Source organism: Alcaligenes sp. Marseille-Q7550, from assembly GCF_965112015.1.
Genome location: NZ_CBCOPU010000001.1, coordinates 1483224 through 1509340 on the forward strand (window position 1 = coordinate 1483224; position 26117 = coordinate 1509340).

25 protein-coding genes are annotated in these 26117 nt (G+C 66.9%); 15 read left to right on the plus strand and 10 right to left on the minus strand.

Annotated features, from left to right (window positions below):
• Positions 1 to 21 precede the first annotated feature (21 nt).
• Positions 22 to 1155, plus strand: coding sequence for an aminotransferase class V-fold PLP-dependent enzyme (locus ACWPWO_RS07100; protein WP_454005512.1), 1134 nt, complete (start codon positions 22 to 24; stop codon positions 1153 to 1155).
• A 19-nt stretch (positions 1156 to 1174) separates the two neighbouring features.
• Here ACWPWO_RS07100 and ACWPWO_RS07105 read toward each other — a convergent pair whose 3' ends face one another.
• The 3 genes from ACWPWO_RS07105 to ACWPWO_RS07115 are packed head-to-tail and all read right to left on the minus strand — an operon-like array spanning position 1175 to position 5644.
• Positions 1175 to 2653, minus strand: coding sequence for a TolC family protein (locus ACWPWO_RS07105; RefSeq protein WP_454005513.1), 1479 nt, complete (start codon positions 2651 to 2653; stop codon positions 1175 to 1177).
• A 4-nt stretch (positions 2654 to 2657) separates the two neighbouring features.
• Positions 2658 to 4127, minus strand: a complete 1470-nt coding sequence (locus tag ACWPWO_RS07110) for an amidohydrolase family protein (RefSeq protein WP_454005515.1) — start codon at positions 4125 to 4127, stop codon at positions 2658 to 2660.
• Positions 4128 to 4171: 44 nt separating this feature from the next.
• Complete coding sequence (locus ACWPWO_RS07115; protein ID WP_454006301.1) at positions 4172 to 5644, minus strand: Na+/H+ antiporter; 1473 nt, start codon at positions 5642 to 5644, stop codon at positions 4172 to 4174.
• A 13-nt stretch (positions 5645 to 5657) separates the two neighbouring features.
• On the opposite strand from ACWPWO_RS07115, the gene ACWPWO_RS07120 reads away from it, so the two are divergent.
• The 9 genes from ACWPWO_RS07120 to ACWPWO_RS07160 all read left to right on the plus strand — a co-directional run bounded on the left by ACWPWO_RS07120 (position 5658) and on the right by ACWPWO_RS07160 (position 14897).
• Entirely contained in the window at positions 5658 to 5840 is a 183-nt protein-coding gene (locus ACWPWO_RS07120; protein WP_454005517.1) for a hypothetical protein, read from the plus strand.
• Positions 5841 to 6043: 203 nt separating this feature from the next.
• Positions 6044 to 6280 (plus strand): YtcA family lipoprotein, encoded by a 237-nt coding sequence (locus ACWPWO_RS07125; protein ID WP_454006303.1) that lies wholly within the window; start codon positions 6044 to 6046, stop codon positions 6278 to 6280.
• A gap of 7 nt (positions 6281 to 6287) precedes the next feature.
• A complete protein-coding gene (gene mdtN, locus ACWPWO_RS07130) occupies positions 6288 to 7337 on the plus strand; it encodes a multidrug transporter subunit MdtN (RefSeq protein ID WP_454005519.1) in 1050 nt (349 codons plus the stop codon).
• Positions 7324 to 9069 carry an FUSC family protein gene (locus tag ACWPWO_RS07135; protein WP_454005521.1) on the plus strand — a complete coding sequence of 582 codons (1746 nt, stop codon included), beginning with the start codon at positions 7324 to 7326 and terminating at the stop codon, positions 9067 to 9069. Before mdtN ends, ACWPWO_RS07135 begins: the two co-directional genes overlap by 14 nt.
• A gap of 163 nt (positions 9070 to 9232) precedes the next feature.
• A complete protein-coding gene (locus ACWPWO_RS07140; RefSeq protein WP_454005523.1) occupies positions 9233 to 10186 on the plus strand; it encodes a tripartite tricarboxylate transporter substrate binding protein in 954 nt (317 codons plus the stop codon).
• A 27-nt stretch (positions 10187 to 10213) separates the two neighbouring features.
• On the plus strand, positions 10214 to 11182 hold the full coding sequence (locus tag ACWPWO_RS07145; RefSeq protein WP_454005525.1) for a Bug family tripartite tricarboxylate transporter substrate binding protein: 969 nt from the start codon (positions 10214 to 10216) through the stop codon (positions 11180 to 11182).
• Positions 11183 to 11191: 9 nt separating this feature from the next.
• On the plus strand, positions 11192 to 12493 hold the full coding sequence (locus ACWPWO_RS07150) for a sulfatase family protein (protein ID WP_454005527.1): 1302 nt from the start codon (positions 11192 to 11194) through the stop codon (positions 12491 to 12493).
• Between the two features lie 345 nt (positions 12494 to 12838).
• Positions 12839 to 14218 carry an NCS2 family permease gene (locus ACWPWO_RS07155; RefSeq protein WP_454005529.1) on the plus strand — a complete coding sequence of 460 codons (1380 nt, stop codon included), beginning with the start codon at positions 12839 to 12841 and terminating at the stop codon, positions 14216 to 14218.
• Between the two features lie 67 nt (positions 14219 to 14285).
• A complete protein-coding gene (locus tag ACWPWO_RS07160; RefSeq protein ID WP_454005531.1) occupies positions 14286 to 14897 on the plus strand; it encodes an HAD-IB family hydrolase in 612 nt (203 codons plus the stop codon).
• Positions 14898 to 14955: 58 nt separating this feature from the next.
• Here the strand turns inward: ACWPWO_RS07160 and ACWPWO_RS07165 are convergent, their stop codons facing one another.
• Positions 14956 to 15528, minus strand: coding sequence for an HdeD family acid-resistance protein (locus ACWPWO_RS07165; RefSeq protein WP_454005533.1), 573 nt, complete (start codon positions 15526 to 15528; stop codon positions 14956 to 14958).
• A 76-nt stretch (positions 15529 to 15604) separates the two neighbouring features.
• Complete coding sequence (locus tag ACWPWO_RS07170) at positions 15605 to 17644, minus strand: hypothetical protein (RefSeq protein ID WP_454005535.1); 2040 nt, start codon at positions 17642 to 17644, stop codon at positions 15605 to 15607.
• Positions 17645 to 17868: 224 nt separating this feature from the next.
• On the opposite strand from ACWPWO_RS07170, the gene ACWPWO_RS07175 reads away from it, so the two are divergent.
• On the plus strand, positions 17869 to 18447 hold the full coding sequence (locus tag ACWPWO_RS07175; protein ID WP_454005537.1) for a DJ-1/PfpI family protein: 579 nt from the start codon (positions 17869 to 17871) through the stop codon (positions 18445 to 18447).
• A gap of 88 nt (positions 18448 to 18535) precedes the next feature.
• Here ACWPWO_RS07175 and ACWPWO_RS07180 read toward each other — a convergent pair whose 3' ends face one another.
• From ACWPWO_RS07180 to ACWPWO_RS07195, 4 genes are all read right to left on the minus strand, one after another.
• Entirely contained in the window at positions 18536 to 18865 is a 330-nt protein-coding gene (locus ACWPWO_RS07180; RefSeq protein WP_394065232.1) for a PsiF family protein, read from the minus strand.
• Positions 18866 to 19166: 301 nt separating this feature from the next.
• Entirely contained in the window at positions 19167 to 19637 is a 471-nt protein-coding gene (locus tag ACWPWO_RS07185; protein WP_454005539.1) for a copper chaperone PCu(A)C, read from the minus strand.
• 19 nt (positions 19638 to 19656) lie between these two features.
• Complete coding sequence (locus tag ACWPWO_RS07190) at positions 19657 to 20274, minus strand: SCO family protein (protein ID WP_454005542.1); 618 nt, start codon at positions 20272 to 20274, stop codon at positions 19657 to 19659.
• 57 nt (positions 20275 to 20331) lie between these two features.
• Entirely contained in the window at positions 20332 to 20742 is a 411-nt protein-coding gene (locus ACWPWO_RS07195; RefSeq protein ID WP_454005543.1) for a hypothetical protein, read from the minus strand.
• An 81-nt stretch (positions 20743 to 20823) separates the two neighbouring features.
• Here ACWPWO_RS07195 and ACWPWO_RS07200 point away from each other — a divergent pair, with 81 nt between their 5' ends.
• A complete protein-coding gene (locus ACWPWO_RS07200; protein WP_394065236.1) occupies positions 20824 to 20985 on the plus strand; it encodes a hypothetical protein in 162 nt (53 codons plus the stop codon).
• A 25-nt stretch (positions 20986 to 21010) separates the two neighbouring features.
• On the opposite strand, the gene ACWPWO_RS07205 is transcribed toward ACWPWO_RS07200, so the two are convergent.
• The gene (locus ACWPWO_RS07205; RefSeq protein ID WP_454005545.1) at positions 21011 to 22717 is read right to left on the minus strand and encodes an FMN-binding glutamate synthase family protein; all 1707 of its coding nucleotides are present in this window, start codon (positions 22715 to 22717) and stop codon (positions 21011 to 21013) included.
• 245 nt (positions 22718 to 22962) lie between these two features.
• On the opposite strand from ACWPWO_RS07205, the gene ACWPWO_RS07210 reads away from it, so the two are divergent.
• The 3 genes from ACWPWO_RS07210 (at position 22963) to ACWPWO_RS07220 (ending at position 25950) form a co-directional block, all read left to right on the plus strand.
• A complete protein-coding gene (locus tag ACWPWO_RS07210) occupies positions 22963 to 23412 on the plus strand; it encodes a GNAT family N-acetyltransferase (RefSeq protein WP_454005547.1) in 450 nt (149 codons plus the stop codon).
• A gap of 154 nt (positions 23413 to 23566) precedes the next feature.
• Positions 23567 to 25486, plus strand: a complete 1920-nt coding sequence (locus ACWPWO_RS07215) for an FUSC family protein (RefSeq protein ID WP_454005549.1) — start codon at positions 23567 to 23569, stop codon at positions 25484 to 25486.
• Positions 25483 to 25950 (plus strand): MarR family winged helix-turn-helix transcriptional regulator, encoded by a 468-nt coding sequence (locus ACWPWO_RS07220; protein ID WP_454005551.1) that lies wholly within the window; start codon positions 25483 to 25485, stop codon positions 25948 to 25950. Before ACWPWO_RS07215 ends, ACWPWO_RS07220 begins: the two co-directional genes overlap by 4 nt.
• The last annotated feature ends 167 nt before the right edge of the window (positions 25951 to 26117 follow it).

Here is a 26117-nt window from a genome sequence, read left to right on the forward strand (position 1 = left end):
TTTCTGAATCCCGAGGTCTTCATGTCTGATACAAGCAATTCCGTCGATCCCGGCGGCCTGCTCGAATATTCGGTGGTCTACACCGACCGCGCCCTGAACCATATGTCCAAGACCTTCCAGCATGTGATGCGCGAAATATCCCGCACGCTGAAACAGGTCTACCAGGCGCATTCCGCCATCGTGGTGCCGGGCAGCGGTTCGTTCGGCATGGAGGCGGTGGCGCGCCAGTTCGCCACGGGCCGCAAATGCCTGGTGATCCGCAACGGCTGGTTCAGCTATCGCTGGACGCAGATCTTCGACATGGGCTCCATCCCCTCCAGCACCACGGTGCTCAAGGCCCGCCCCGTCGAGGCCGGCAGCCAGGCCCCTTATGCGCCCGCGCCCATCGCCGAGGTGGTGGCCGCCATCCATGCCGAAAAGCCCGCGCTGGTCTTCGCGCCTCATGTGGAGACCGCTTCGGGCATCATGCTGCCGGATGATTACATGCGCCAGGTGGCCGAAGCCGTGCATGCGGTCGGCGGCCTGTTCGTGCTGGACTGCATCGCCTCGGGCACGGCCTGGGTGGACATGAAGGCGGTGGGCGTGGACGTGCTGATCAGCGCGCCGCAAAAGGGCTGGACAGGTTCGGCCTGCTGCGGCCTGGTCATGCTCAGCGAACGCGCCCGGCTGCACATCGAGACCACGGTCAGCACCAGCTTCGCCTGCGACCTGCGCAAGTGGCTGCAGATCATGGAAACCTATGAAAGCGGCGGCCATGCCTATCACGCCACCTTGCCCACGGACTCCCTGAAAGTGCTGCAGGAAGCCATGGCGGAAACGGAAAGCCATGGCTTTGACGCCATCCGGACCCGGCAGCTCGAGCTGGGCCGTCGGGTGCGGGCCTTGCTGCGCGAACACGGCTTTCGCAGCGTGGCCGCTCCCGGCTTCGAAGCGCCCGGCGTGGTGGTGTGCTACACCACCGACGACGGCATCCATTCGGCCGCCAAGTTCGCCCAGGCGGGCCTGCAGGCCGCGTCCGGCGTGCCCCTGATGTGCGACGAACCGGCGGACTTCAAGACTTTCCGCATCGGCCTGTTCGGACTGGACAAGCTGGACAAGCTGGACCGCACGGTGGATCGCCTGGACAAGGCCCTGCGGGCCATCGAGGCGAACTGAACCCGCGCGCCGGCGGCGTTCACGGCAGGGCGGGCGCCTGGTTCAGCTCGCCCATGGCAAAAGCCAGGTTGACCGAGCCCACCAGGCCGGCCGCATGGGCGGCGCTCTGCGCTTCCAGCGCGCCCAGCAGGCCGCTATGGGCCTCGGTCAGCAGCGTCATGCCGGTCAGCCCTTCCTTGTAGGACTCCAGCGCGCCGTCGTAAGTGACCTGGGCGGCCTGCACCAGCTCGCCGGCGGCGCGATGGGATTCAAGGGCCGCGCGCAGCACGTCGGCGGCGATCACCATCTGCTTGTAGGCGTCCTGTTCCGTTTTCTGCACCCTTTCGCGGGCGGTGTCGGCGCGCAACTGCGCCTCGCGGGTCTGCTTGGTCCGCAGCCCTGCGTCGTACAAGGGAATGGACAGGGCCAGCACCGCGCCGCTGGAGGATGCCTGCGGGCTGACTTCGGGCAGATTGCCCACGCTCAGCGATCCGATCCGCCTGGAGACAAAGCCCATCAGCATGAGCTTGGGCATGAAACTGGCCTGGGCCGAGTCCACGCCGGCCAGACTGGCCTGGTGCGCCGCCTGCATGGCCTGCACGTCGGGACGCCGGGCGATGGCCTGCCGCAAGGCGGCGTTGCCGGGAATGTCCAGGTCTTCGGGCAGCGGCCGTCCGGCGCTGTCGGCCACCTCCAGCCGGGTATCGGGCGCAAGTCCGACTGCGCCCAGCAGGGTCTGGTAGGCCTGGCGGGCCAGCGTGCCGGCGTTGACGTGGTGCAGGCGGGCCTGGGCCTTCAGTTGGCGCGCCTGCGCCACTTCGATGCGCGTACCCAGCCCATTGCGCTCTTTCTCCAGGGCAATGTCCTCGATCAGGGCTGCGTTCTTGAGGCCTTGCGCAGCGATCTGCTCGCGCCGGCGCGCCGAGTTGTAATTGAAGTAGCTGATGGAGACTTCCGCGATGACTGCCTGGTGCACGCCGCTGAAGGTGATGCGGCTGGCGAGCGCCAGCTTGTCGGCGGCCTCCTGCAGGGCGGCGCGCTTGCCGAAGTCGAACAACAGCCATTGCAGCGTCAGGGCCGGCACCACGCCGCTCAGGTGCGTGTCGTAGTTCAGCTCCACGTCGCGTCCCAGCAGGCGCGCGCTGTCGCTGCGGTCGCTGCGCACATAGCCGCCGACGATATTGGCGGAAATCAGGGGCAGGTAGGCGCTCTGCACCATGCCGGCGGCCTGCGCCGCCTGCTGGGCCTCGCCCCAGGCGATGCGGGTGCTGGGATTGAGCTGCTGGGCCAGGTCGATGAGCTCGGGCAGGGTGTACTCATGGCCGGCCCGCACGCGGGGCGCGCCCGGGGCTTCGTGCGAGACGCCGGTCCCGGGCTCCATGAGCCGGGGCGGTTCGGGCGCATCCTGCCTGGGGACCGGGCCGGCGGCGGCCTTGGCGGCAGGGGCGGCGCAGGCCGCCAGGGCCAGCGCGGCGGCCGGCAGGGCAATGCGCAGGGAGCGAAGGGCGGGTTTGGTCATGGGGTCAGGAAGCAGGCAGAGCGTTCTTGTAGATTTTGCCATCCTTGATGATCAGCGCCAGGCTTTGGTCCGGCTGGTCCAGGAAGTCCAGGCTCCGCTCGGGTTCGCCGTCGACCAGCAGCAGGTCGGCCAGGGCGCCGGGCTGGATGACGCCCAGCTCGCCCCCGTAGGGATTGCGCAGGCCCGACATGCGCAGCAGGCGGCCGTTGTCGCCGGTGGCCATCTTCAGCACGGTCAGCGGATCGTAGAAGCGGGTGAGCTTGGCGAGCATGTGGCCCTGGCGCGGCAGGTGCTGCGGGCTGAACAGGATGTCCGTGCCCCAGGCCGTCTGGATCCGGTGCTTCTGGGCCAGCTCATAGGCGCGCAAGGTGCCGGCGGCGACCTGCTGCTGCTTGGCCTTGCTGCGCGGATCGCGCTGGGTGTTGGCGTCCTCGTCGCCCAGGAAGGGCTGCAGGCTCCACCAGACGCCTTCGCCGGCCATGATGCGCGCGGTCTCCTCGTCGGCCAACTGGCCGTGCTCGATGGACTTCACGCCGGCCTTGACGGCCCGCTGTATGCCTTTGGCGCAGTAGACGTGCACCATGACGTAGGTGCCCCAGTCCTCGGCGGCTCCCACGGCGGCGCGCAATTCCGCATCGCTGAACTGCAGGCCTTCCAGGGGATCGTACAGGGAGGTCACGCCGCCGCCGGCCATCAGCTTGACCTGGCTGGCGCCCAGCATCAACTGTTCGCGCACGCGCCGCAGCACCTGGTCCGCGCCGTCCGCAATGCAGGCGACCCCGGCGCGCTCCGTATGGCTCAGCTCGTCTTGCGCGCGCGGCACTTCGTAGCGCATGCGAAAGTCCGCATGGCCGCCGGTCTGGGCGATCATGGCGCCCGACGGGTAGATGCGCGGGCCGTGCAGCAGGCCCATGTCTATGCCGCGTTTGAGCGCAAAGCTCGGGCCGCCGGCGTCGCGCACCGTGGTGAAGCCGCGCAGCAGGGTGCGCTCGGCTTGCTTGGCGGCGATCAGGTGCAGGTCCGCGGGGTCGGCCATCATGGCCGTCATCTGGTCCACGCCGCACAGCAGGCTGTGCCAGTGCGCATCGATCAGGCCGGGCATCAGCACCTTGTTGCGGCAGTCCAGGGTCGGCGCGTCGGGCGGAACGTCGGCGCTGTCCAGGATGGCGGCGATGCGGCCCTGGTCGATCTGTACCGCCAGGCCCTGTTGCAGTTGCGTGCGCAGGCCGTCGAACAGGCGCAGATTGGTCAGGAACAGCTTGGGCGCCAGGGCGAGCGGTTTCTGTTCCAGGGCATTGTCGGACTGAAAGGCCGGGAGCCCGTTCGGCGCGGCCGGCGCGGCGGCCGCGTCCAGGCGCCGATGGACCAGGGGGATGGCCGGATGGGCGCAGACGCAGGCGGGCAGGCCGCGGCGATAGGCGTGTCGTTGCTGGCGGGAGGCGCGGGACTGGCCGAGATAGGTATGGGTCTGCATGAGCGTTCTTCTGGGGTCAGGGGCGGTTGGGGCTGGACGCGGGCTCAGGACATGAGCACCTCGATCAGGTCCAGTAGGCGGACTTTCTCGCGGGCGATCTCATCGGATATCTGGTGCTGGCGCGCCAGGGCGAATACGGCATTGCGGGCGGCGGCGATAGCCTGCATCTGCATGCGTTTCTCCAGATCCTGCTCGGCCGGATCCCCGGCGGCTTTGCCGTCGTCGCGGTCCTGGTTCAGGCTGGCCAGCACGCGGTTGGCCATGGCGGCGTAGCGCTCGCCGGGTACATCGGGGTTCTGCTCGATCAGCTCGTTCAGGGTGTGCGCGACGCTTTGCACGCAGGCCTGGCGGGCGGCCTGGTCGGCCAGTTCCGCCTGGCCCTGGCGGCGATGCAGTTCGGGAAGCTTGACCTTCTTCATCAGGGGCGGCAGGCTCAGGCCGCCCATCAGCAGGGAGACGATGATGACGACCGACGCCAGGAAAATGGCCAGGTCGCGGGCGGGGAACGGGCTGCCGTCGGGCAGTTGCAGGGGAAGGGTCATGACGCCGGCCAGGGTCACGGCGCCGCGCACTCCGGCCACCGACAGCACCAGGACCAGACGCGGGCTGTCCTTCCCCGTGTCGTGGTTGGCGCCCAGCAGGGACAGGCCGCGCCGCAGCCACAGATAGCCGTAGACGCACAGGAACCGCAGCAGCACCAGCGCCACGCAGATGGCGACGGCGTAGACCAGCAGCCAGGCGGGGTTGTGGTGTCCGGTCTCTTTCACGACCTGCACGGCGCCGCGGAAGATGGCCGGCAATTGTTCGCCCAGCAGCACGAACATCAGGCCGTTCAGACTCAGCTGCAAGGTGTCCCAGACGGCCTTGCGCTGGGTGCGCGTGGCGGCCAGGGCGTTGCCCGACAGTTCCGCGTAGCTCATGGCGACCCCGGCCGCCACGGCGGCCAGGATGCCGGAAGCCTCGAGCTGCTCGGCCAGAAAGTAGGCGGCGAAGGGCAGCAGCAGGCTGAAGAGGATTTCCGCGCCCGGCTCTTCGCCCCAGCGGCGCACGAAGGCATTGCGCAGGAGCAGCAGGCCGCGCGTGACCAGCACGCCCGCCGCCAGACCCGCCAGGGTCAGCCAGAGGAAGTTGCGGCCGGCCGAGGCCATCGAAAAGGAGCCGCCCATGGCCAGCGCCACAGCCAGCCGGAACGCCACCAGGCCGCTGGCGTCATTGAATAGCGATTCCCCTTCCAGTATGGCCTTGAGCCGGGGCGGGAGCGGCACCCGGCGGGTGATGGCGGACACGGCCACCGGGTCGGTGGGCGAGACGATGGCGGCCAGCGCGAAGGCCACGGGCAGCGGCATGGCGGGAATCAGCCAATGCAGGAGATGCCCCAGGCCGAACACCGTCATGAATACCAGCACGAAAGCCAGCACCAGAATGCCGATGCGGTCCCGGATCAGGCTTTCCTTGGAAATGCGCCAACCGTCCAGAAACAGCAGGGGCGGCAGAAAAAGATAGAAAAAGGTCCGGATTCAGCGTCATGCCATGATTGAACCAGCCGGCAATCATGAAGCCCAGACTGATCTGCACCAGCGGCGCGGGCACTGCAAGAGGAATCATCTTGACCAGGCTGTTGCTGATCAGCACGGCAGCCAGCATGGTCAGGGTCAGATTGACGTCATTCATGGAGTTTTTCTGAAAATGGCGCGCTTGAAAAAACGGATCTGAAATGTGGTTCCCACTATAACCGCTATCGCGCCGGGCAAGCCTATACTGTCCAGTTCCGGAATAAATAAGCGCAAGGGCGCAGGACCCGCGGCGCGGGCGCCGGTACAATGGCCGGGGTTCGCGAATGAATACCGCAAGGCGCAGGCGCCATTCATAGTGTTGAAGAAAGTCGGGGAGAAGCATCGCATGCTTGCGCGTATCGGCTGCATGATGAGTTTGCCGCTGCTGGGGGATGCTCCAGCGCGCCCACGGTCTATCTGGCCGGTTCCTATTTTCCTGCCTGGCTGCTGGCCGTACTAGGCGCCATTGTCCTGACCTTGCTGATCCGCTGGGGCCTGATCCGGGCGGGCGTGGACGACGCCCTGCCGGCCCGCCTGCCGGTGTACGCCTGCCTGACGCTGGCCCTGGCGTTTGCCGCGCTTCTTCTTTTCTTCGAGTGACCGCGCCATGACTTCGCCATCGCATTCCCGTTCCCGCAAGAGCCTGGCATGGCTGCTGACGGCCGCGGCCGTCATCGCCGCCTTTGCCCTTGGTTGGCGCTACCTGCAGCGCGCGGCGGACAATCCGGCCTCGGAAGATGCCGTGCTGGGCGCGGACGTGGTGCACGTGTCCAGTTCGCTGCCGGGACGCATCGAGCAGATGGCGGTGCGCGACGGCCAATATGTCCGCCAGGGCGAACTGCTCTTCACGGTGGATCCGGTGTTCTATCAGTTGCGGCTGGAGCAGGCGCAGGCCGAACTGGCGCTGGCGCAGGCCACGCTGGAGGTCAAGCAGCGGGCGGTGCGCGCCGAAGGGCACAACGCCACGATCGCCGACGAGCAGATCACCCGCGCCCGCACGAACCTGGCCATGGCCGCGCAAAGCCAGCGGCGCCTGGCCAATCTGGCGGCCAAGGGCTATGTGTCCCGGCAGCAGCTGGACGAGGCCAACACCCTGATGCGGGACGCGGAAGTCACCTTGAAGCAGGCCCTGGAGCAGGCGGGCGCCGCCCAGGCCCTGGTGGGCGACACGCAGGCCGAGCAGGCCATGGTGCAGATGCGCCAGGCGGGCCTGGCCATGGCGCAGCGCGACCTGGAACACACGCAGGTCAAGGCGCCGGTCAATGGCCGCATCGTGGGCCTGCGCACCGGCCCGGGCGAACACCTGCTGCCGGGCGTGTCGGTCTTCACCCTGATCGCCACGGACGCCTGGCACGCCACCGGCATGTACCGCGAAACCGACCTGAAACGCATCCGCCCCGGCGCCTGCGCCACGGTCTACGTGCTGGCCGATCCGTCGCGCAAGCTGAGCGGCAAGGTGGAGGAGATAGGCTGGGGCGTCAGCAGCCAGGAAGAGATCAACCTGCCGCGCAGCCTGCCCTTCATCCAGAAGTCCCTGAACTGGGTGCGGGTGGCGCAGCGCTTTCCGGTGCGCATCCGGCTGGACCAGCCGCCCGAGGATCTGATGCGCATGGGCGCCTCGGCCACGTCCATCATTCACGCCGATGGCGACTGCTAGCGCAAGCCCGTCCGGCCTGTGGCGGGTGCTCCTGCAGGACCTGCGGCCCACGCCCGGCCGCCTGGCGCTGAGCTGGCGGGTCGCCGCCCTGTGCGCCCTGATGGTCATGCTGGCCATGAACTACGGCATCCCGGAATCGGCCGTCAGCTGTTTCGTCATTTTCTTCGTGATGAAGTCCGATTCGGGCGAAAGCTCGGTCCTGGCCTTGGCCCTGGTGGTGCTGGTGTCGCTGGTCGTGCTGCTGATGGTGCCGCTGATCCAGTTCACCATCGAATATCCGGCCCTGCGCTTGCTGGCCATGGTGCTGACGTCTTTTGCGCTGCTGTTTCTGGGTGTGGCCAGCAAGCTGGGGCCGCTGGGCGGCATCATCGCCCTGGTGATCGCCTTTGTGCTGACCCTGCTGGGCTACGTGCCGGTGGGGGAGATCGCCACGCGCGCCTTGCTGTACGCCTGGCTGATGGCCAGCGCGCCCATGGGCCTGGTGCTGGTCTTCAATCTGTGTTTCGGCCTGTATCCGCACAAGGTGCTGCGCCGCGAACTGGGCGCGCGCCTGCGCCTGGCCGCCCGAGACCTGGACGGGCGGGCGGACGCGCAGGCGCTGTGGGCCGAGCTGGCGTTGGGCGTGGCCGAGCAGCAGAAACGCCTGGGCTGGGTGCGCCTGTTCCACCTGCTGCCGGCGCGGCGCCAGGAGGAACTGGATCAGGCCATCCTGAACACGTATCGCGTCCTGCTGGCCGTGGCCGTGTTGCGCGAAGCGGACGCAGATCCCGCGCAAGGCCTGGCGCTGGCCCGGGCCTGCGAACAGGGCGCCCAAGCTCTGGAGCAAGGTCTGGCTCCCCAGGCTGTGGATCTGCCCGCACCGCCGGCCGACGGCGGCCCGGCGGCGCTCGAACTGCATCAGGCCTTGCAGTCTCTGGCGGGCGTCACGCCCATCGGGCGCGCCGATCCGCCGCGCGAACCCTTCTTCGTACCCGATGCCTGGACCAATCCCATCTATCAGCATCACGCCTTGAAGGCGACGGCGGCCGCCGTGCTGTGCTATCTGATCTACAGCGCCCTGGACTGGCAGGGCATTCACACCGCCATGATCACCTGTTATGTGGCGGCCCTGGGATCGACGGGAGAAACCGTGCACAAGCTGGCGCTGCGCATCGCCGGTTGCCTGGCGGGCGCGGCGCTGGGCTTTTTGACGGTGCTGTTCATCATGCCGCATCTGGTGGATATCGGCGGACTGATGGCCGTGGTGTTCCTGGTGTCCCTGCTGGGGGCCTGGGTGTTCTACGGACCGGAGCGCATCTCCTATGCAGGCATACAGATCGCCTTCGCATTCTATCTGGTGACTTTGCAGGGCTTTGGTCCCAGTTTCGACCTGGATTCGGCGCGCGACCGCGTCATGGGCATCCTGCTGGGCAATACCGTCATGTACCTGATGTTCACCCTGGTCTGGCCGGTCAGCATCGTTGGTTCTGTGCGCCGGCGCCTGGCCGGGGCGGCGCAGGGCCTGGCCGGACTGGGAGAGCTGTGGAGCCGCCGCCCCGCGCAAGCCGTGCAGCAATCGGCCGGCGTGGCGCAGGACCTGTCGGCGGCCCGGTACGGCCTGGCGCTGGTGAAGCTGGAGCCGCAGGGGCTGCGGCCCGAGCCGCAAGCCGTGCAGGCCTTGACCGAGCAGTGGGAGCAGTTGCGGGAGCAATTCCTGCAAGGCGCGGACGCGACGGTCTCGCGCCAGGACTGAGGTTCGAGCGGATCCTGGCTGCCTGTCGTGCTGCGGAATGCGGATCAGGGCCAGGTCCTGTCGCCCTTCAAAGACTAGGGAAATCAAGCATGGAGCCTGATGGCTTGCTCTTTTATATTTAAAAATATACCGAAGTATATTTTTAAATATAGAGGAGGTATCCATGCGCGCGACGATGTTACGGATAGGAGCGGGGATCCTGCTGTTGTGTCTGTTCCCGCTGGCCGCCCTGGCCGCTTCCATCAACCTTGTCTTGCCGTTTCCTCCAGCGGGAGCGGTCGATCAACTGGCCCGGGACCTGGCGCCATCGCTGGCACGGCAGTTGGCCGAGCCTGTGGTGGTGATGAACAAGCCGGGCGCGGGCGGCATGTCGGCCATTCAGGCCACGGTGGCTCAACGCGCCGGCGAGCGGAATTTCCTGATCGCCCACACCGGCCTGCTGTCCTTGAATCCCTTTTTGTTCCATGGCGCCGAACAGCAAAAGGCGGCCGAGCGCTTGAAACCGGTCGCCTTGTTGGCGCAGGCCCCTTTGCTCTTGCTGGTGCGCGCCGATAGCGGCCTCAATTCCCTGGACGATGTGCGGACCTTGGGGCAGCAGCGCCGCTTGCGGTATGGGTCGGCGGGCATCGGCACGGTCGCGCACCTGGCCGGCGCCCAGTTCTCCCGCGACCTGGGACTGGAGGCCGACCACATTCCCTACCGCGGCGCGGCCCAGGCGCTGACGGACCTGGCCGCAGGCGAAGTGGATTTCATGTTCGACTTGCTGGTGGGCAGCGCGCCCTTGCTGGCAGAGGGGCGGCTGCGCGCGCTGGCCGTGGCGTCCGATGAGCGACTGGCGCAGGCGGATCGGATTCCGACGCTGGCCGAGCTGGGGCAGCCCCTGGCGTTCTCCAGCTGGTGGGGACTGGTCGCGCCTCGGGAGGCGCCGGACGCGGCGGTGGCGGCGATGCAGGACGCGGTCGTCCAGGCCATGGCTCAGGCCGACATACGCGCCCGGCTGGAGGCCAAAGGCATGCTGGTCGATATACGCACGGGCCAGGATTTCGAGCAGTTCATCCAGGCGCAGTCCCGGCTGTATGGACCCATGATCCAGCGTCTGGCCATACGGCTGGACTGATTCTTCATTCATTGACGGAGCGAGACGATGAAACTTGCCTATATGTTGGCTATGGCTTCTCTGGCGGGAGCGATGCCGGCGGGGGCGGCCCCGGCGCAATACCCCCAACGGCCCCTTTCCCTGTTTGTCCCGGTCGCGGCCCCAGGCGGGTCGGACACGCTGTCGCGCCTGATCGCCCAGAAGGTGGCCGAGCAGCAGTCGGTGTCCATCGTGGTGGAGAACCGGCCCGGCGGCAACACCACGATTGCCGCGCGTCACGTGGCGCGCGCCAAGCCGGATGGCTACACCGTGCTGACGGCCATCGACGCCACCATGGTGTTCAATCCGGTGCTGTACAAGGAACCGGCCTACGATCCCGCCAAGGATTTCGAGCCGGTGGCCATGGCGACCTTCATGCCGCTGGTCCTGAGCGTGGCGCCCGAGTCCAGCATCCAGACGGTGGGGCAGTGGGTGGAAAGCCTCAAGCAAGGCCAGATGGACTATGCCATGTACGCACACGGAGCCCTGCCGGGCCGCATCGCCATGGAGGTGGTCACGCGCGCGGCGGGCATCTCGCCCACGCCGGTGCCATTCAATGGCAGCACGCCGGCGCTACAGGCGGTGCTGGGGGCTCATGTCCCCGTGCTGATCGATGCCCTGGCCCCGTCCCTGCCGCATCTGAAGGCAGGCAAGCTGCGCCCCTTGATGGTGACGAGCCAGGAGCGCACGCCCATCCTTCCCCAGGTTCCGGCGGCGTCCGAGGCAGGGTTCCCGGGGGTGGACGTGGCGAGCTGGACAGGCTTTTTCGTGGCGGCGGGCACGGATCCCGCGCAGCGCCAGTGGCTGGAGGATGCTTTTGTTCAGGCCCTGTCCGACCCCGGCCTGGCGGCCAAATTGCGCGAACTGGGCATGGACGTGACCATCAAGCGCAGGGATGAGTTCCAGCAACAGATCGACCAGGACAGTATCCGGTACCGGCAGGTCATCACCGATGCCGGCTTGGCGGGAACCTTGTAAGGGAGCAGGATGAGCAATTTCGTCTCCATTCTGGCCGACGACCTGGGCCATGCGGATCTGGGATGCTACGGCGGCTTGCCCGACACCAGTCCGAATCTGGATCGCATGGCCCGCAATGGCCTGCGCTTCACGCGGGCCTATGCCAATTCGCCGGTCTGCTCGCCGACACGCTTCGCCCTGATGACGGGGCGCTACCAGTATCGTCTGCGCGGCGGCGCCCACGAGCCGCTGACGCCGCGCTTCAAGGGCGACAAGGTGGCCGGCCTGCCTCCGGAGCACCCCACCTTGCCGTCTTTGCTGCGCGAAAAAGGGTACCGGACCGCCCTGATCGGCAAATGGCATCTGGGCTATCCGCCGCACTTCGGTCCCTTGAAAAGCGGGTATCAGGAGCATTGGGGCATTCTGTCGGGCGGGGCGGACTATTTGCGCCATACGGACAACAAAGGAGAGGGGGCGCTGTACTGCAATGGCGAGCCCATCCGGGCCCAGGGCTACCTGACGGACCTGTTCAGCGAGCGCGCCGTGCAGTTCGTGCGCCAGCGTGGCCGGGACAGGGAGCCGTTCCTGCTCAGCCTGCACTACACCGCACCCCATTGGCCGTGGCAGACGCGCGCCATGCAGCGTGATGCGCAGTACGAGTTTCCGGCCGCGTTGAGCGATCTGGAAAGCGGCTCCATCCATGTCTACCAGCAGATGATCCGCGAGATGGACGAGGGCATAGGCGTTCTGATGCAGGCGCTGCGCGAGCAGGATCTGCTCGATGACACTCTGGTCGTGTTCACCAGCGACAATGGCGGCGAGCGCTATTCCAACAACTGGCCTCTGGTCGGCGGGAAAATGGATCTGACCGAGGGCGGCATCCGGGTTCCCTTGCTGGCGCACTGGCCAGCGGCGGTGCGCCCCGGAGTGTGCGCGGTCCCGTGCATGACCATGGATTGGACGGCGACGTTCTGGGAGCTGGCGGGCGTGCGGGCTCGCGCCGGTTTCGAGCCTGATGGCGTGTCGCTGGCCTCGCTGCTGCGGGGCGGACCGGGTCCGGACGTGCGGCGGCCGCTGTTCTGGCGCATGAAGCATCGGGACCAGCGCGCCTTGATCCAGGGAGACTGGAAATACCTGAAGGTGGACGAAGTCGAGTACCTGTTCAACCTGGGGCAGGACGAGCGCGAGCGGGCGAATCAGGCTCGGCGCGATCCCGCGCGCCTGCAGGATATGCGCGAACGCTACCTGCAATGGGAGCGCAGCATGCCGCCCATTCCGCCCGAAGCGCGCGCGGACCTGGTCTATGGACCCTGCGACATGCCGTCGCGCTGAAGCGCGTCCCGGCCGGAGCCTGATAACCCTCATTACCTTGACGTGATTTTCCGCGCCGGGCCGGCTCGTAGAATGGGGCCTCATTTCCCATTGCCGGGATCAGAAGAAACGCCGCAAAGGCGCCGGTCGGGGAGGAGACGACCCCCGCTCACCTATTTCTTTTCTGCATGCATGCCTGCGTTTTTCCGCGGGCAGGACGGGTGCTGGCCGCTGCCTGGCGCACGCTCCTGGTTCAGGCCATGAGAGATGCCGCTCCCCTGTCGGGGGCGGGTCTGTCCATTAATGATTCCTGATGACGGCAAAGCACCGTTTCAGACATCAAATACTGATAAAGGAGCATGGATCATGGCTGAGCAAGAAACCGCATTGCGGGCGAGGCAGCAGGCCCTGGAAGCCCCGACGGCCGGCGGCTGGCTGGAAAAACATTTTGCCTATCGCGAGCGAGGCAGCTCCCTGCGCCAGGAGATCCTGGCCGGGCTGACCACCTTTCTGGCCATGGTGTATTCGGTCTTCGTGGTGCCGTCCATGCTGGGCAAGGCCGGTTTCGATACGTCAGCGGTGTTCGTGGCGGTCTGCCTGACCAGCGCCTTCGGCTCGCTGTTGATGGGTTTCTGGGCCAATCTGCCCATTGCCGTGGGCTGTGCGATCTCGCTGACGGCCTTCACGGCCTTCGACCTGGTACTGGGCCAGCAGTTGACCCCGGCCGTGGCGCTGGGCGCGATTTTCCTGATGGGGGTGATCTTCACCGCCATTTCCGCCACGGGCATACGCACCTGGATCCTGCGCAATCTGCCATTGGGCATCGCCCACGGCACGGGCATAGGCATAGGCCTGTTCCTCTTGCTGATCGCCGCCAATGAAGTCGGCCTGGTCACGCGCAACGCCGGCGCCGGCCTGCCGGTGGCGCTGGGCGATGTCACGGCCATGCCGGTCTGGCTGTCCGTGCTGGGGCTGGCCGCCATCTTCGGCCTGGAGCGCCGCCGCGTGGCCGGAGGCATCCTGATCGTCATCCTGGTCCTGTCGGCCATCGGCCTGGCTTTCGACCCGGCCGTGCGTTTCACGGGCCTGTTCGCCATGCCGGCGCTGGGCGGCGAACACTCGCTGATCGGCGCCATGGACATAGGCGGCGCCATGAACGCCGTGGTCCTGCCCAGCGTGCTGGCCCTGGTGATGACGGCCGTGTTCGATGCCACCGGCACCATCCGCGCCGTGGCGGGCCAGGCCGGCCAGCTCGATGACAAGGGCCAGATCATCAATGGCAGCCGCGCGCTGACCACGGACTCGGTCAGCTCCATGGTGTCGTCCACGCTGGGCGCCGCTCCGGCAGCGGCCTATATTGAATCGGCGGCCGGCACGGCGGCCGGCGGGCGCACGGGCCTGACGGCCGTGGTAGTGGGCCTGGGCTTTCTGGCGCTGATCTTCCTGTCCCCATTGGCGGCGCTGGTGCCCGCCTACGCGACCGCGCCCGCCCTGATGTACGTGGGCCTGCTGATGCTGGGCGGCGTGCGCCACCTGAACACCGAGGATTCGGTGGACACCATGGCCGGGCTGGTCTGCGCCGTCTTCATCGTGCTGACCTGCAATATCGTGACCGGCATCATGCTGGGTTTCTGCACCTTGGTGCTGGGGCGCCTGTTCGCCGGCGAGCTGAACAAGCTCAATGTGGGCACGGTGCTGATCGCCGTGGCCCTGGCCGTGTTCTATCTGGGCGGCTGGGCTTTGTAGGGCGATGGTTTGAGAAGGGCGCCCTTTGCCCGTAAACTGCCTGTTTTCCAGACAGAAAGGGGCGCCCGTGTTGGTGGCTTTTGACTTCGACGGCACGATTACCGACAGGGACAGCCTGCAGGACTTCGTGCGGCGCATGCGCGGCTGGGGCGTCTGCCTGAAAGCCTACCTGGCCTGCGCGCCGCGTGTGGCGCGCCTGGATCGCGGACCGGCGCGGCGCCAGGCCATCAAGGCGCGCTTCCTGGCCAGCGCCCTGGCGGGCCTGGACCGCCGGCAACTGGAGGACCTGGCCCAGGCTTATGTAAGCCGCCACCTGCCCAGGCTGTTGCGTCCGGAGATGCTGGAGCGTCTGCGCGAACACTGCCGGCGCGGCGACACCGTGGTGCTGGTCAGCGCTTCCCCCTCTCTTTACCTGGACATCTGGGCCCGACAGGAAGGCCTGGCCCAGGTGCTGGCCACTGAACTGGGTTTCGATGCCCAGGGCCGCTATATCGGCTTGAAGAGCGCCAATTGCTGGGGCGAAGAGAAAGTGCGCCGCCTGCAGGGCTGGCTGGGCACGCCTGCGGTGCAGCTGGACATGGCCTACGGGGACAGCCAGGGTGACGCGGCCATGCTGGCCTGTACCCGCCGGCCCTGGCTGCGCGGTTCGCAAGCTGCGTTGCCCAGCTTGCCGGAATGACGCGATGACGGAAAAAAAACCGCTCCACGGAGCGGTTTTTTTTTATGGGAGGGCAGGTTTACCGCGGGCCGACGCGCTTGATGGCCATGCCCAGCAGCAAGGTCGCCCAGCCCTGGGTCAGCAGGTCTATGCCCAGGATCAGGCCCAGCACCCAGACGCTGTTGCCGGGCCAGCCGGCGGCGATGATCAGGCCTGCGGCCAGGGTGATCAGGCCCGAGACGGCCAGCCAGCCGCCGCCGGGCTGGGCGCGGTTCTGGAACCAGACCCAGAGCCGGAACACGCCCGAGGCAATCAGGAAGGCGCCGAAGATCAGTGTCAGGATGGTGGCGCCCACCAGGGGATTGCTGATGGCGACCACGCCGGCCAGCAGGTAGAGCACGCCGCTCAGGCTCCAGAGCAAAAAGCCTTTCCAGCCCTTGGCGCTCCAGGCGTGGGCTAGCTGCAGGACGCCGCCGATGGCCATGAGCACGCCCACGTACACGACGCTGGCCACCGTGGCGCCCACGATGTAGGCCAGGGCGAGCAGGCCGAGGATGATCAGGGCAATGCCCAGCCCGATCAGCCAGCCGGGTTTCAAGGGCAACTGGCGCAGCAGTTCAGAGGGATTGCGGTCTTGGGGGGCTAAGGCCATATGCGTGCTCCTGTAAGAAGAAACCATACATGACACATCTACTGTACCGCAGTCGCGCGCGCCGGCCTAGCGTGGTTCAGGGCTTGGCCAGGTCGAGTTCGATGGTGCCCTCGTCGGTAGCCTGACCCTGGAGCAGCCAGGCTTGCAGCGCCTGCCGCCAGCGATGCAGATGCCCGGCCTGGGGAGCGCCCTCCCATTTGTCCAGTGCGGGAGTCCAGTCCAGCTGGTTCAACTGGTGGAAGCGTTCGTAGATGACGGGCAGGACGGCGTCGGTGGCGTACAGCAGGCGGGCGCGCAGCGGTTCGCCCTCCAGCAGTACGCGCACGGGAAGGCTCCAGACCACATTGCGCAAGACAATGGCGAACAGCACCTGAGCCAAGTGGGTGGGGGCGTCCTGTGCGTCGATGTAATAACTCTTGAGCAGCGGCAGCTTGTGCCGCAGGAGGGTGTTCGTCAACTCCGACCCCGACTCCAGCGCCTGCGCGGCGGCCTCGTCCTGGCCATGGCCCGCCAGCAGCGCGCCCACTTGCAGCATCAACTGGGCCCGGGCGGCGGCCTGTTCTTCCTGCATGGGCAGCTCGGCCAATTGCACCAGAAGGTCCAGGGCGAGCTCCGGCGACAAGGCCGCGCCCAGCACGGCCAGCAGGTCCGGCTCCAGAATGAACAGGGCAAGCGGCTCGGTGTGGGAGCGCGCCAGCGCCTGCACGGCGGGGCGGACCTCCTGCGGGCTCAGCACGCCGGAGTCGCGCATTTCCAGGATGTTTCGGATGGCCAGCTGGATGACCTTGTTGGTGATGTCGTCCTGGGCCAGGCTCTGTCCGCCGGCGATCTGGCTGGCGGTGCGGGCCAACTGGTGCAGCGGCTCGCCCTGCGAGTCGGGGCGGATCAGGCCCATGCGGTGATTGTGCGACTGGAACACGTCCAGCAATTGCCGGACGTGGTATTGCAGCACCGAGGAAAACGAGCGCGTGGGTTCGGTCACCAGGTCGATGTAGCCGTCGGTGTCGACTTGCAGCATGCGCAGATCATGTACCAGCTGCTCTTCCTGCCGGTCCACGCAGCGCTTGATCTCTTCGCGGCTGGGCAGGGCGTTGATCAGGTCCACGAAAGCCGCCGTGCCCAGGTCGATGCGCCATTCGTGGGGCAGGGGCGAGTTCAGCCTGACGCGGCGCGAGTGCTTGAGCAGGACCACGCCCAGGAAACGCAGGCCGAATTCCTCGGCGTAATTGTCGGCGGCTTCCGCCCCGTCGTTGATCTCGGTGTCCAGCAGGTGCCGCATCAGTTGCGGGTTTTGCTGGCGATACTGCTCGGACAGGGACCAGCGCAGGGCGATGCCGGCCAGCGCCGCCAGCGCGGCCATGATCAGTTCCTGGCCGTGCAGGCTGCGGGCGCGCTGGGCCAGGTGGTCCGAGATGGCCAGGTAGTCGCTGGACAGCACGGCATTGAGCAGGGGCAGGTCGTCGCGGTTGCTGTCCTTGAGCCAGATCTGGTCTATGGTGTTGATCAAGGTGCCGCCGCGCAGCTTGGTTTCCAGCAACCGGCGCAGGGCCGGATCGGCATAAATCACTTCCAGGGCGGCGCGCAGCCGCTCCAGGGTCTGGCACAACTGCTGGCTGGCGCCGGCGAGGGATTCGCGGCTGCCTTCGGGGCCGGCGCCCCACATGCTGGCGCTGAAGTTGATCGCCTTGCTGGCCATGCCGTAGACCGCCAGCGAGCCCAGGTTCAGGTCGCGCAGCGTCAGGGCCAGTTCGTGAAAAGCGTGCGAGGCCCGGCCCAGCTTTTCCTTGTACTGGTTGCTTAGTTCGTTGCGGTTCAGGGCCTGGGTCTGTTCGTGGCTCAGCCGGGACAGGTTCATGCTCTGGCGAGCCAGGTAGATGGCGTAGACGGACCCGGCCAGGGCGATGGGCATGCCCAGCACGATCTGCATCACGCCGGTGTAGGACTGCAGGTCGAAGACCCCTTCCTGGTCGCCGCGCACGAAGTCGCGCGAGCCCAGCCAGCGGTAGAAATCGGGGAAGTAAGCGTACAGGAAGATGGCTACGCCCAGGGTGAACAGGGCGGTGATCAGGGCAAAGATCAGGAAATCCCGGCCCAGACTGTCTTTCTTCAAGCTCATGATGGAAGGTCGGCTCGCAGGTGTGTGACGGCGCGGCAAGGCGCAAAGCGAGATAGTAAAGGAACTTGTTGGCAATCGTTACGTTTATTTGCTTTTGGGGCGCAGCGCCGGCTGTCTTGCGCCTGCCATCTGGCTGGGCCATCATGGGCTGGTTGCCGGCGCGGCCCGCGTCCGGCTTGCGCCCTGGTGCAGTGGGGCTTGTGTCCATAGTCAAAGGAGCAGTGATGAGCAAGAAGATCCTGATGATCTGCGGTGATTATTGTGAAGATTACGAGACCATGGTGCCGTTCCAGACTTTGCTGGCGGTGGGCCACCGGGTGGACGCCGTCTGCCCCGACAAGAAGTCCGGCGACACCATCGCCACGGCCATCCATGATTTCGAGGGCGAGCAGACGTATTCGGAGAAACGGGGCCACAACTTCCGCCTGAATGCGGATTTCGACGCGGTGCGCGAGCAGGACTACGACGCGCTGGTGATCCCGGGCGGCCGCGGTCCCGAGTACCTGCGCCTGAATCCGCGCGTGATCGAGATGGTGCGCCATTTCTTCCAGGCCGACAAACCGGTGGCGGCGGTCTGCCACGGCGCCCAGCTGCTGGCTGCCGCCGATGTGCTGAAGGGCCGCCAGTGTTCTGCCTATCCGGCCTGCCGCCCTGATGTGGAGCTGGCGGGCGGACGCTACGCGGACATTGCCGTGACCGAGGCCGTGACGGACGGCAAGCTGGTCACCGCGCCTGCCTGGCCCGCGCATCCGCAGTGGCTGGCGCAGTTTCTGAAGGTGCTGGGGACGACGATCTCGCACTAGCCGGCGGCATGGTCCGGGTCAGCCGGAACAGGACGCCGGCCGGCGGAAAGCCGACCGGCGTCCGTTCCGCCGCCAGACCAGGCGGGGATCATTGCGCCTTCAGGCAGGTGCTCATGAAGGTCTTGCGCTCGTCGCCTTTCAGGGCCTTGGCGCTTGCCTGGGCGTTGCAGTCGCGCATGCGCTGCTGGGAAGCGCTCAGCGCTTTTTCGGGCTGGGTGATCTCGCCCTTCAGGCAGCGGCTCATGAAGTCCTTGCGTTCGTCGCCGGCAAGGTCCTTGGCGTTGGCATTGCAGGTGCTCATGCGTTGCTGCTGCGGGGTCAGGGGCTTGGCGGCATCCGCAGCCGGGGCGGCGTGGACGGCGCCGGCCAGAAGAAACAAGGAGCTTGCCGCCGAAGCGAGGGTCAGGGCCAGTTTCATGAAGATTCTCCCCAAAGTCAGGAACAAGGCCTGCCGGTCGGCAGCCTTGCGCCAAGCATAATCCAGGCCGCCGGCCCGTGCCAGATGGGAAATGTCAGCAATTGAACAGGGCTGAAAACACGAAGGCCCTACCGTTGCGGTAGGGCCTGTTTGCCGCTTTTGCGGCGGTGAACTGCCATGATGGCAGTTGAGGGAAGCTGCGGTTTTAAGGCAGCTCACTGACGCTGTGTCAGTGACTTCACTTTACGCTCGGCGGCTTCGCCTTGCAAATTAAGGAAAACCCGTAATTTGCATCCGCCCTTCAATGGGCCTTGTGGCCGTGGCCGCCCGCCTTGGCGTTGAGCGCTCGCACGGGCGCGCGGACAGTGATTTCCTGTTTCTGGCCGGCGTCGGTCTCGACCAGCAGGGTCAGGTCCACGTCCGTGCCTTCCTGAACCTGCTTGTCCAGACCCAGCAGCATGATGTGATAGCCGCCTGGCTTGAGCTCCACGGTCTTGCCGGCCGGCAGTTCGATCTGCTGCACCTGGCGCATGCGCATGACTTCTTTGTCCATGACCATTTCATGCACTTCGGCATGTTCAGTCAGCGGGCTGCGAACCCCGACCAGGCGGGCCTTGTCGGAGGACTGCAGTTTCATGAAGGCGCCGGTGGCCTGCTGGCCGGCGACGGTGGCGCGCACCCAGGGATCGGTGACGGTGACTTCGGCCTGGGCCAGGCCGGCGGCGCCCAGCAGGGCCAGGGAGAGCAGGGAGGAAATAATGGTACGTTGCATGATGAAATTCCTTGTTCGTTCAGCGGGACAGGGCCAGCACCTGGCGCAGGTCGGCCACGGCTTCCTCGGTGGTCTGCGTGTGGCGCAGGGCGAGCTGCAGGCGGCCGTTGGCGTCGTAGACGTAGGTCAGCGCGCTGTGGTCCATGGTGTAGCTGGAGCCGGTGGGCACTTTCTGATAGAAGACCTTGAAGTCCTTGGCCGTCTTGGCCAGTTCCTCGGCGCTGGGGCGCAAAGCCACGAAGCTGGGGTCGAAGGCCTGCATATAGGCCCGCAATACGTCGTTGCTGTCGCGTTCCGGGTCTACGGAGATGAACAGGACCTGGATCTTGTCGCCGTCTTCGCCCAATTGCTCCTTGATGTCCACGGCGCGCGTCAGCGCGGTGGGGCAGACGTCGGGGCACTGGGTGAAGCCGAAGAAGATCAGCACGATCTTGCCGCGGTAGTCGGCCAGGGTGCGCCGCTGCCCTTCGGTGTCGGTCAGGCTGAAATCCTTGGCGAAGTCGGCGCCGCTCATGTTGACGCCTTCCAGATTGGTCAAGGCGGCCTGCTTGGGCGCCTCGTCTTTGCAGGCGGCCAGCGCCAGGGGCGCGGCCAGCAGGCCGAGCAGCAGCCGGCGGCGTGGTTGTGAAGCCTTCATAGGTAAGTCCCGCTAGATTCAGAGTGGTGCGGCCGTTGGCGGCCGCGCAAGATGCCGTCAGGAACGCAGCGGGGCGGGAGGAGCGCGGGCGCCCACGGCGGGGCCGGGCAGGGGCAGCAGCGGGTCGGGGGCCGGCGCGGCGGCGTTCCAGGTGTGCACGGGCAGGAAGGCCGGCGTCCAGGCCGCAGCGTCGGTCAGGGGCAGCACGCCTTGCGCCTGGGCCTGGCCGAAAAGGCAGGCCGGATGGGCGGCATGGCCGTCCTGGACGGGCGGGGGCGCCTGCCCGCTCCAGCTTGCCAGGCCGGGCTCTCCCTGCACGCAGAAGGTGAGCGCGCCGGCGTAGTCCGGGCCGGAGGCCGGCATGTAGCCGGCCGGGATCAGGCCGCGCAGCAGCAGCGCGCACAGCGCCAGGGCCAGCAGGAGCCGGCTGCCTGAGCGATGCGGGAAAAGTGCCGTGTGCCTCATCATGATCCCTGCATTCTAGTACAGTTGGAAACCCCGCTTGCGGGATTTTCTGGCACAGTGGGAGGCAATCGTGAAGGAGTTGATATGCGACAAGTCGTTCGGGCCGTGGCCCTTGTACTGATGGCCGCCAGCCTGGGCGCCTGCGCGGCGCGCGACAGTGGCGGCGACCCCGGCCTGAGCCGTTCGGGCGTACAGGTGTACGGGGAAATGGACGTGGGCGTGGGAGCGGTGCGGCAGTCGCGCTGAGGCGCGCCGCCGCTGCCTGCGGGGATCAGGCCAGCGCCTGTCCCGCGCTGTCGGCCGAATCCTGTTTTTTCAGGGGTTCGTCGGGTTCGGCCTCGTCGTTCAGGCTGGAGAGCGCCTTGCTCAGGCTGTAGGCCGGTTCGAAGGAATCGGGATTGGCCATGGGCCAGCCCACCCGGAAGATGGTCTGGCGGTAGTGGCCGCGCAGCAGTTCGCCCTTCTGCAGATCCGGGAACAGGGCCGAGAGCACGCGCACTTCGCCGTTGCTGATGCGCCGGGCGATGTGGTGCGGGCGCAGTTCGGCCGGATGCTCCAGGCCGGCGGCCGCCAGCAGTTCGGCCAGGGCCTTCAGGGTGTTGGCATGAAAGCTCGCCACGCGCAGGGACTTGTCGTCCACCACCAGCGCCTTCTGGCGCAGCGGATCCTGCGCGGTCACTCCCGTGGGACATTTGTCGGTGTGGCAGGCCTGGGCCTGGATGCAGCCCACTGCGAACATGAAGCCGCGCGCGCTGTTGCACCAATCCGCGCCCAGGGCCATGATGCGCGCCATGTCGAAGGCGCTGATGATCTTGCCCGAGGCCCCCAGGCGGATCTGCTCGCGCAGCCCTATGCCCACCAGGGTGTTGTGCACCAGGCGCAGGGCCTCGCGCAGCGGCGTGCCCACGTGGTCCACGAATTCCACCGGCGCCGCTCCCGTGCCGCCTTCGGCCCCGTCCACCACGATGAAGTCCGGCGTGATGCCGGTCTTGAGCATGGCCTTGGCGATGGCGAACCATTCCCAGGGGTGGCCGATGCACAGCTTGAAGCCCACTGGCTTGCCGCCGGACAATTCGCGCAACTGCGCCACGAAATGCAGCAGCTCCACGGGTGTGGAGAAGGCGCTGTGGCGCGAGGGCGAGTTGCAGTCCACGCCTTCGGGCACGCCGCGCGCCGCGGCGATCTCCGCCGTCACCTTGGCGCCGGGCAGGATGCCGCCGTGGCCGGGCTTGGCGCCCTGCGACAGCTTGATCTCTATCATCTTGATGTGATCCTGGGTGGCGCGTTCGGCAAAGCGTTCCGGGGAAAAGCGTCCCTGCTCGTCGCGGCAGCCGAAATAGCCCGAGCCTATGTTCCAGATCAGGTCCCCGCCGTGGCGCAGGTGATAGCTGCTGACGCCGCCTTCGCCGGTGTCATGGGCGAAATTGCCCATGCGCGCGCCCTTGTTCAGGGCCAGCACGGCATTGGCCGACAGGGCGCCGAAGCTCATGGCCGAGATGTTCAGCACGGACAGGGAGTAGGGCTGGGTACAGGCGGGGCCGCCAACGTTGATGCGGAATTCCGGAGCGGTGATATGGGTGGGGTTCATGGAGTGGTTGATCCACTCGTAGCCGTTGCCGTAGACCTCCTGCTGGGTGCCGAAGGGGCGCTTGTCCACTTGCTGCTTGGCGCGCTGGTAGACCAGGGAGCGGTCGGCGCGGGAAAAGGGCAGTTGCTGAGTGTCGCTTTCCAGGAAGTACTGGCGTATCTCGGGGCGGATGGCTTCGAACAGAAAGCGCAGGTTGCCGATCACGGGATAGTTGCGGCGGATCGCGTGGCGCGTCTGGGTCAGGTCCACCAGGCCCAGCGCGCACAGCGCCATGCCCGGCACGGCCACCCACAGCCAGCCGGCGCCCGAGACCAGGGCCAGCAGCAGGGACAGGACGGTGAGGGCGATGATCACATAGAAGGCTGTGTAGCGTGTCAGCCACTGTTGCATAATGACTCCTGCCAAAAATGAACACGACGGCAAGCTCGACCTCGTGGGTCGGGGCGCCGGAATCGCTACATCATAGAACGGCGCAGTACGATTTGGCCATGTGCCTTTGCGCATACCTCGCCGCTGGCGGCGAGGTCAGGCAAGGACGGATCGATGCGGCGCCGCAAGCGGCCCCGCATCGCGGCCAGGCTGCAAGGCTGGAGCGCACGTCGTTTGCCGCAACGGGTTTCACAGGACAGAAAAGCATGAAAAGCATTCAGGAAGCACAGGAGCTGCGCCTGCGCACCGGAACTTGGGATGAACTGGGCGAGCAGGCGCTGCAGGTGCGTCTGGCGGTCTTCGTGCAGGAGCAGAAGGTGCCTCTGGAGGAAGAGGTGGACGCGCAGGACCCGCTCAGCGTGCATGTGGTGGCGTACGACGGCGAGCGGCCCGTCGCCACGGGGCGCCTGCTGGCCGACGGCCATATCGGCCGCTTGGCGGTTGCCGCGCCCTGGCGGGGCAGCGGCCTGGGAAGGCGCATCCTGGATCATCTGATCGAATTGGGCTGGGAGGCCGGGCACGCGGAGCTGCGCCTGGCGGCACAGCGCCAGGCGCAGCTTTTTTACCGCAAGCGCGGTTTTGTCGAATACGGCGAGATCTTCGACGATGCGGGCATTCCCCACATCATGATGCGGCTGGAGAAAGAGCAGGCCTGATGGCCGGAAGCAGAAGTGTGCGAGCCCGAGACGGGGCGGGCCCACTCCAGGAACCGGTCATGACGGCTGGGCATGATTCTTTTTGTTACGGAACGCTTGTCAAATAGATAGCTAAGCTAACTATATAATTGAGCTTTAGCTGTTTCCCATTTCCATGTCTTCTTCTTCCAAGCTGATCCAGTTGGACCGAGCCTCGGTCCAACTGGGCTTGCGTCTGGCGCTGGCCGCCTGGCTGTCCTTCACGATCGCCGTGCTGCTGGGCGTGGACAACCCGTACTGGGCGGCCATGCCGGGCTGGGCGATTTCCCAGGCCTCGCGGGGCCTGATCTACGAGCGCGCGCTGTTTCGCGTCGGCGGCACCTTGCTGGGCGCGGCGCTGGGGCTGGCCTTCCTGCACCTGCCCGATCCTTACCTGCAATTGCTGTGCATGGCTCTGGTGGTGGCGGCCGGCTCGGCGCTGACCCATGTGCTGCGCGGCGCCCACAGCTATATGCCCATGCTGGCCGGCATCACCGCCGCCGTGGTGGTGCTGCCTTCCGTGCTGGCGCCCGAGGCGTCTTTTGAGCTGGCCTTGTCGCGGGTGGAATGCACCCTGATCGGGGTGCTGGTCGCGACGTTGATCTCGGGCTGGGCGACCCCGCACAGCCGCCGCGCCGATTATTACGAGCGCGTGCGCCAGCTCGCGGCCGACGCCTTGCGCCTGGCGGCTCACCATCTGGGCCCGCGATTCCAGGAGGAGGACAGAAACCTGAGCGCGCGCGTGGTGCGCGAAATCTGCGAACTGGATGCGCAGGCCCGTCTGACCGCCGCCGGTTCGCTGGATGCCTACCGGCGCATTCCCTATGTGGACGCCTTGCTGTATGCCGCCATCGAACTGGTCGCGGCCGGCCAGGTGATCGCCCGGCAACGCGCGCGCGGTCTTGCCTGTCACCCTGAGCATGCGCAGTGGCTGCTGGACCAGGCCCAGGCCTTGCAGGACGGGGAGGATATTGCCGTGCTGGAGAAACGTCCCGCTTCAGGCGGGCAGGAGGTCAGCCTGGCGCGTCTGCGGCGCGCCATGGGGCAGATCCGGCGCGCCCGGCAGGGCCTGTTCGCGCCGCGCCCGGAGCAGTTGCAGCGCCGCATCCGCGCCGTACGCGTCCCGGCGGCGGCGGTGGACTGGCCGCTGGCCCTGCGCACCGGCGCCATCTCGGGCGCGGCCGGGTTTGCGGCGGGCGCCGGCGCCTACGCTCTGGGCAGTCCGGTCCTGGAGCTGGCCGCCATCGGCGTGTGCATCTTCTCCATGATTCTGGGCTCCATGCCGCGGCCGCAGTTGATGGCCAAGCACATTTTCACCGGCATTGTCGTGGGCGCGGGCGCGGCGGGGCTGTACCGCTATGCCGTGCAGCCTCATCTGACGCAGGACTGGCAGGTCATCGCTTCGGTGCTGCCCTTCATGGTCGCGGGCGGTCTGGCGCGCGCCAACCGGCCTACCGCGCTGTGGGCGCTGGACGCCAATATGTGTTTCCAGCTGGCCAGCCAGGCCGGCATGGCGGCCGTGGCCCTGCCGGCCATCGTGCAAGGATCGGCGGCCCTGATTGCCGGCTCGGCCGTGGTCTGTACGGCTTTTTATTTTCTGCCGAGCCGTACCCACTCCCGGGGGCGCGCGCTGGCGCGTCGCATGGTGCGCGAAATCCATCCGCTGATACGTAGTCAGCCGCCGCGTCATGTGCAGGCCTGGCGCAGCCGGGCGGCGCGCCAACTGGTGCGATTGCTGCAGTGGACGGGGGCCGAGGCGCCGCGCGGGGCGGTGTCCCTGATCAATCTGGGCTATGGCATCGTGGCTTTGCAGCGGCTGGCCACCGTGGGCCCGCGGCAGCGGGCCTGCGTGCAGCATGTCTGCGCCTTGCTGGACGGCTTCGAGCGGCGGCCGCGCGAGGCGGCCAATCAATTGGCGCGGCTGGCTCCCGAGTGCGCCGATCCGGTGCTGGCCGACGCGGTGCTGGACGTGGCGCAGGCCCTGGACGGGGCCCGTGCGGTCCTGGATTATGCCTATCCCGCCCAGGGCGGGACGGATTTTGCGAGGAAGCCATGACAGAGCAATCGCTCGAAGAACAATTCGGCCTGTCCCTGGTCGTGCTGGCGCGCCTGTACCGGCGCGAGCTGGACCTGGCGCTGCGCCAGTACGGCGTGTCCGAGGCCACTGTGCTGCCCATACGCTATCTGGCCCAGTTGGGCGACCAGACGCGCCAGGGGCAGCTGGCGCAGATGATGCGCCTGGAAGGGCCGACGCTGGTGCGCGTCATCGATCAGTTGCAGGCGGGCGGGCTGGTGGAGCGGGTGCCCGACGAAGAGGATAGGCGCGCCCGCCTGATCCGCCTGACGGACAAGGGAAGGGCCTTTCACGATCATGTGCTGGATCTGCTGCGCCAGTTGCGCGCGCGCCTGTTCGAAGGGATGGATCCGCAGGACATGCAGGCGGCCTTGCGCTGCTTCCAGGTGCTGGCGCGCAACCTGGGCCAGGGCCCGGCCGAGGTTCCCGGCCTGTTCGATCTCTAGGTGTTTTCTGGACGAGCCGCCGCGTCGCGCGCCTTGCGTTTCATCCCGAACCGCAACGTCCGCTTACCGCTGGACTTATTCAGAGAATTCCTGGAGCCGGGCCGGGTTTCGTCCTTTTCTGCTTTATGTTTGAATAAACACTCCTTGTTTCCGCTGATAAGGAGGTG

Excerpts from the sequence above, each read along its gene's own strand:
- ACWPWO_RS07100 (WP_454005512.1), top strand. The coding sequence starts at position 22 with ATGTCTGATACAAGCAATTCCGTCGATCCCGGCGGCCTGCTCGAATAT.
- ACWPWO_RS07105 (WP_454005513.1), bottom strand. The coding sequence starts at position 2,653 with ATGACCAAACCCGCCCTTCGCTCCCTGCGCATTGCCCTGCCGGCCGCC.
- ACWPWO_RS07110 (WP_454005515.1), bottom strand. The coding sequence starts at position 4,127 with ATGCAGACCCATACCTATCTCGGCCAGTCCCGCGCCTCCCGCCAGCAA.
- ACWPWO_RS07120 (WP_454005517.1), top strand. The coding sequence starts at position 5,658 with ATGATTGAACCAGCCGGCAATCATGAAGCCCAGACTGATCTGCACCAG.
- mdtN (WP_454005519.1), top strand. The coding sequence starts at position 6,288 with ATGACTTCGCCATCGCATTCCCGTTCCCGCAAGAGCCTGGCATGGCTG.
- ACWPWO_RS07135 (WP_454005521.1), top strand. The coding sequence starts at position 7,324 with ATGGCGACTGCTAGCGCAAGCCCGTCCGGCCTGTGGCGGGTGCTCCTG.
- ACWPWO_RS07140 (WP_454005523.1), top strand. The coding sequence starts at position 9,233 with ATGCGCGCGACGATGTTACGGATAGGAGCGGGGATCCTGCTGTTGTGT.
- ACWPWO_RS07145 (WP_454005525.1), top strand. The coding sequence starts at position 10,214 with ATGAAACTTGCCTATATGTTGGCTATGGCTTCTCTGGCGGGAGCGATG.
- ACWPWO_RS07150 (WP_454005527.1), top strand. The coding sequence starts at position 11,192 with ATGAGCAATTTCGTCTCCATTCTGGCCGACGACCTGGGCCATGCGGAT.
- ACWPWO_RS07155 (WP_454005529.1), top strand. The coding sequence starts at position 12,839 with ATGGCTGAGCAAGAAACCGCATTGCGGGCGAGGCAGCAGGCCCTGGAA.
- ACWPWO_RS07165 (WP_454005533.1), bottom strand. The coding sequence starts at position 15,528 with ATGGCCTTAGCCCCCCAAGACCGCAATCCCTCTGAACTGCTGCGCCAG.
- ACWPWO_RS07170 (WP_454005535.1), bottom strand. The coding sequence starts at position 17,644 with ATGAGCTTGAAGAAAGACAGTCTGGGCCGGGATTTCCTGATCTTTGCC.
- ACWPWO_RS07175 (WP_454005537.1), top strand. The coding sequence starts at position 17,869 with ATGAGCAAGAAGATCCTGATGATCTGCGGTGATTATTGTGAAGATTAC.
- ACWPWO_RS07180 (WP_394065232.1), bottom strand. The coding sequence starts at position 18,865 with ATGAAACTGGCCCTGACCCTCGCTTCGGCGGCAAGCTCCTTGTTTCTT.
- ACWPWO_RS07185 (WP_454005539.1), bottom strand. The coding sequence starts at position 19,637 with ATGCAACGTACCATTATTTCCTCCCTGCTCTCCCTGGCCCTGCTGGGC.
- ACWPWO_RS07190 (WP_454005542.1), bottom strand. The coding sequence starts at position 20,274 with ATGAAGGCTTCACAACCACGCCGCCGGCTGCTGCTCGGCCTGCTGGCC.
- ACWPWO_RS07195 (WP_454005543.1), bottom strand. The coding sequence starts at position 20,742 with ATGATGAGGCACACGGCACTTTTCCCGCATCGCTCAGGCAGCCGGCTC.
- ACWPWO_RS07200 (WP_394065236.1), top strand. The coding sequence starts at position 20,824 with ATGCGACAAGTCGTTCGGGCCGTGGCCCTTGTACTGATGGCCGCCAGC.
- ACWPWO_RS07205 (WP_454005545.1), bottom strand. The coding sequence starts at position 22,717 with ATGCAACAGTGGCTGACACGCTACACAGCCTTCTATGTGATCATCGCC.
- ACWPWO_RS07210 (WP_454005547.1), top strand. The coding sequence starts at position 22,963 with ATGAAAAGCATTCAGGAAGCACAGGAGCTGCGCCTGCGCACCGGAACT.
- ACWPWO_RS07215 (WP_454005549.1), top strand. The coding sequence starts at position 23,567 with ATGTCTTCTTCTTCCAAGCTGATCCAGTTGGACCGAGCCTCGGTCCAA.
- ACWPWO_RS07220 (WP_454005551.1), top strand. The coding sequence starts at position 25,483 with ATGACAGAGCAATCGCTCGAAGAACAATTCGGCCTGTCCCTGGTCGTG.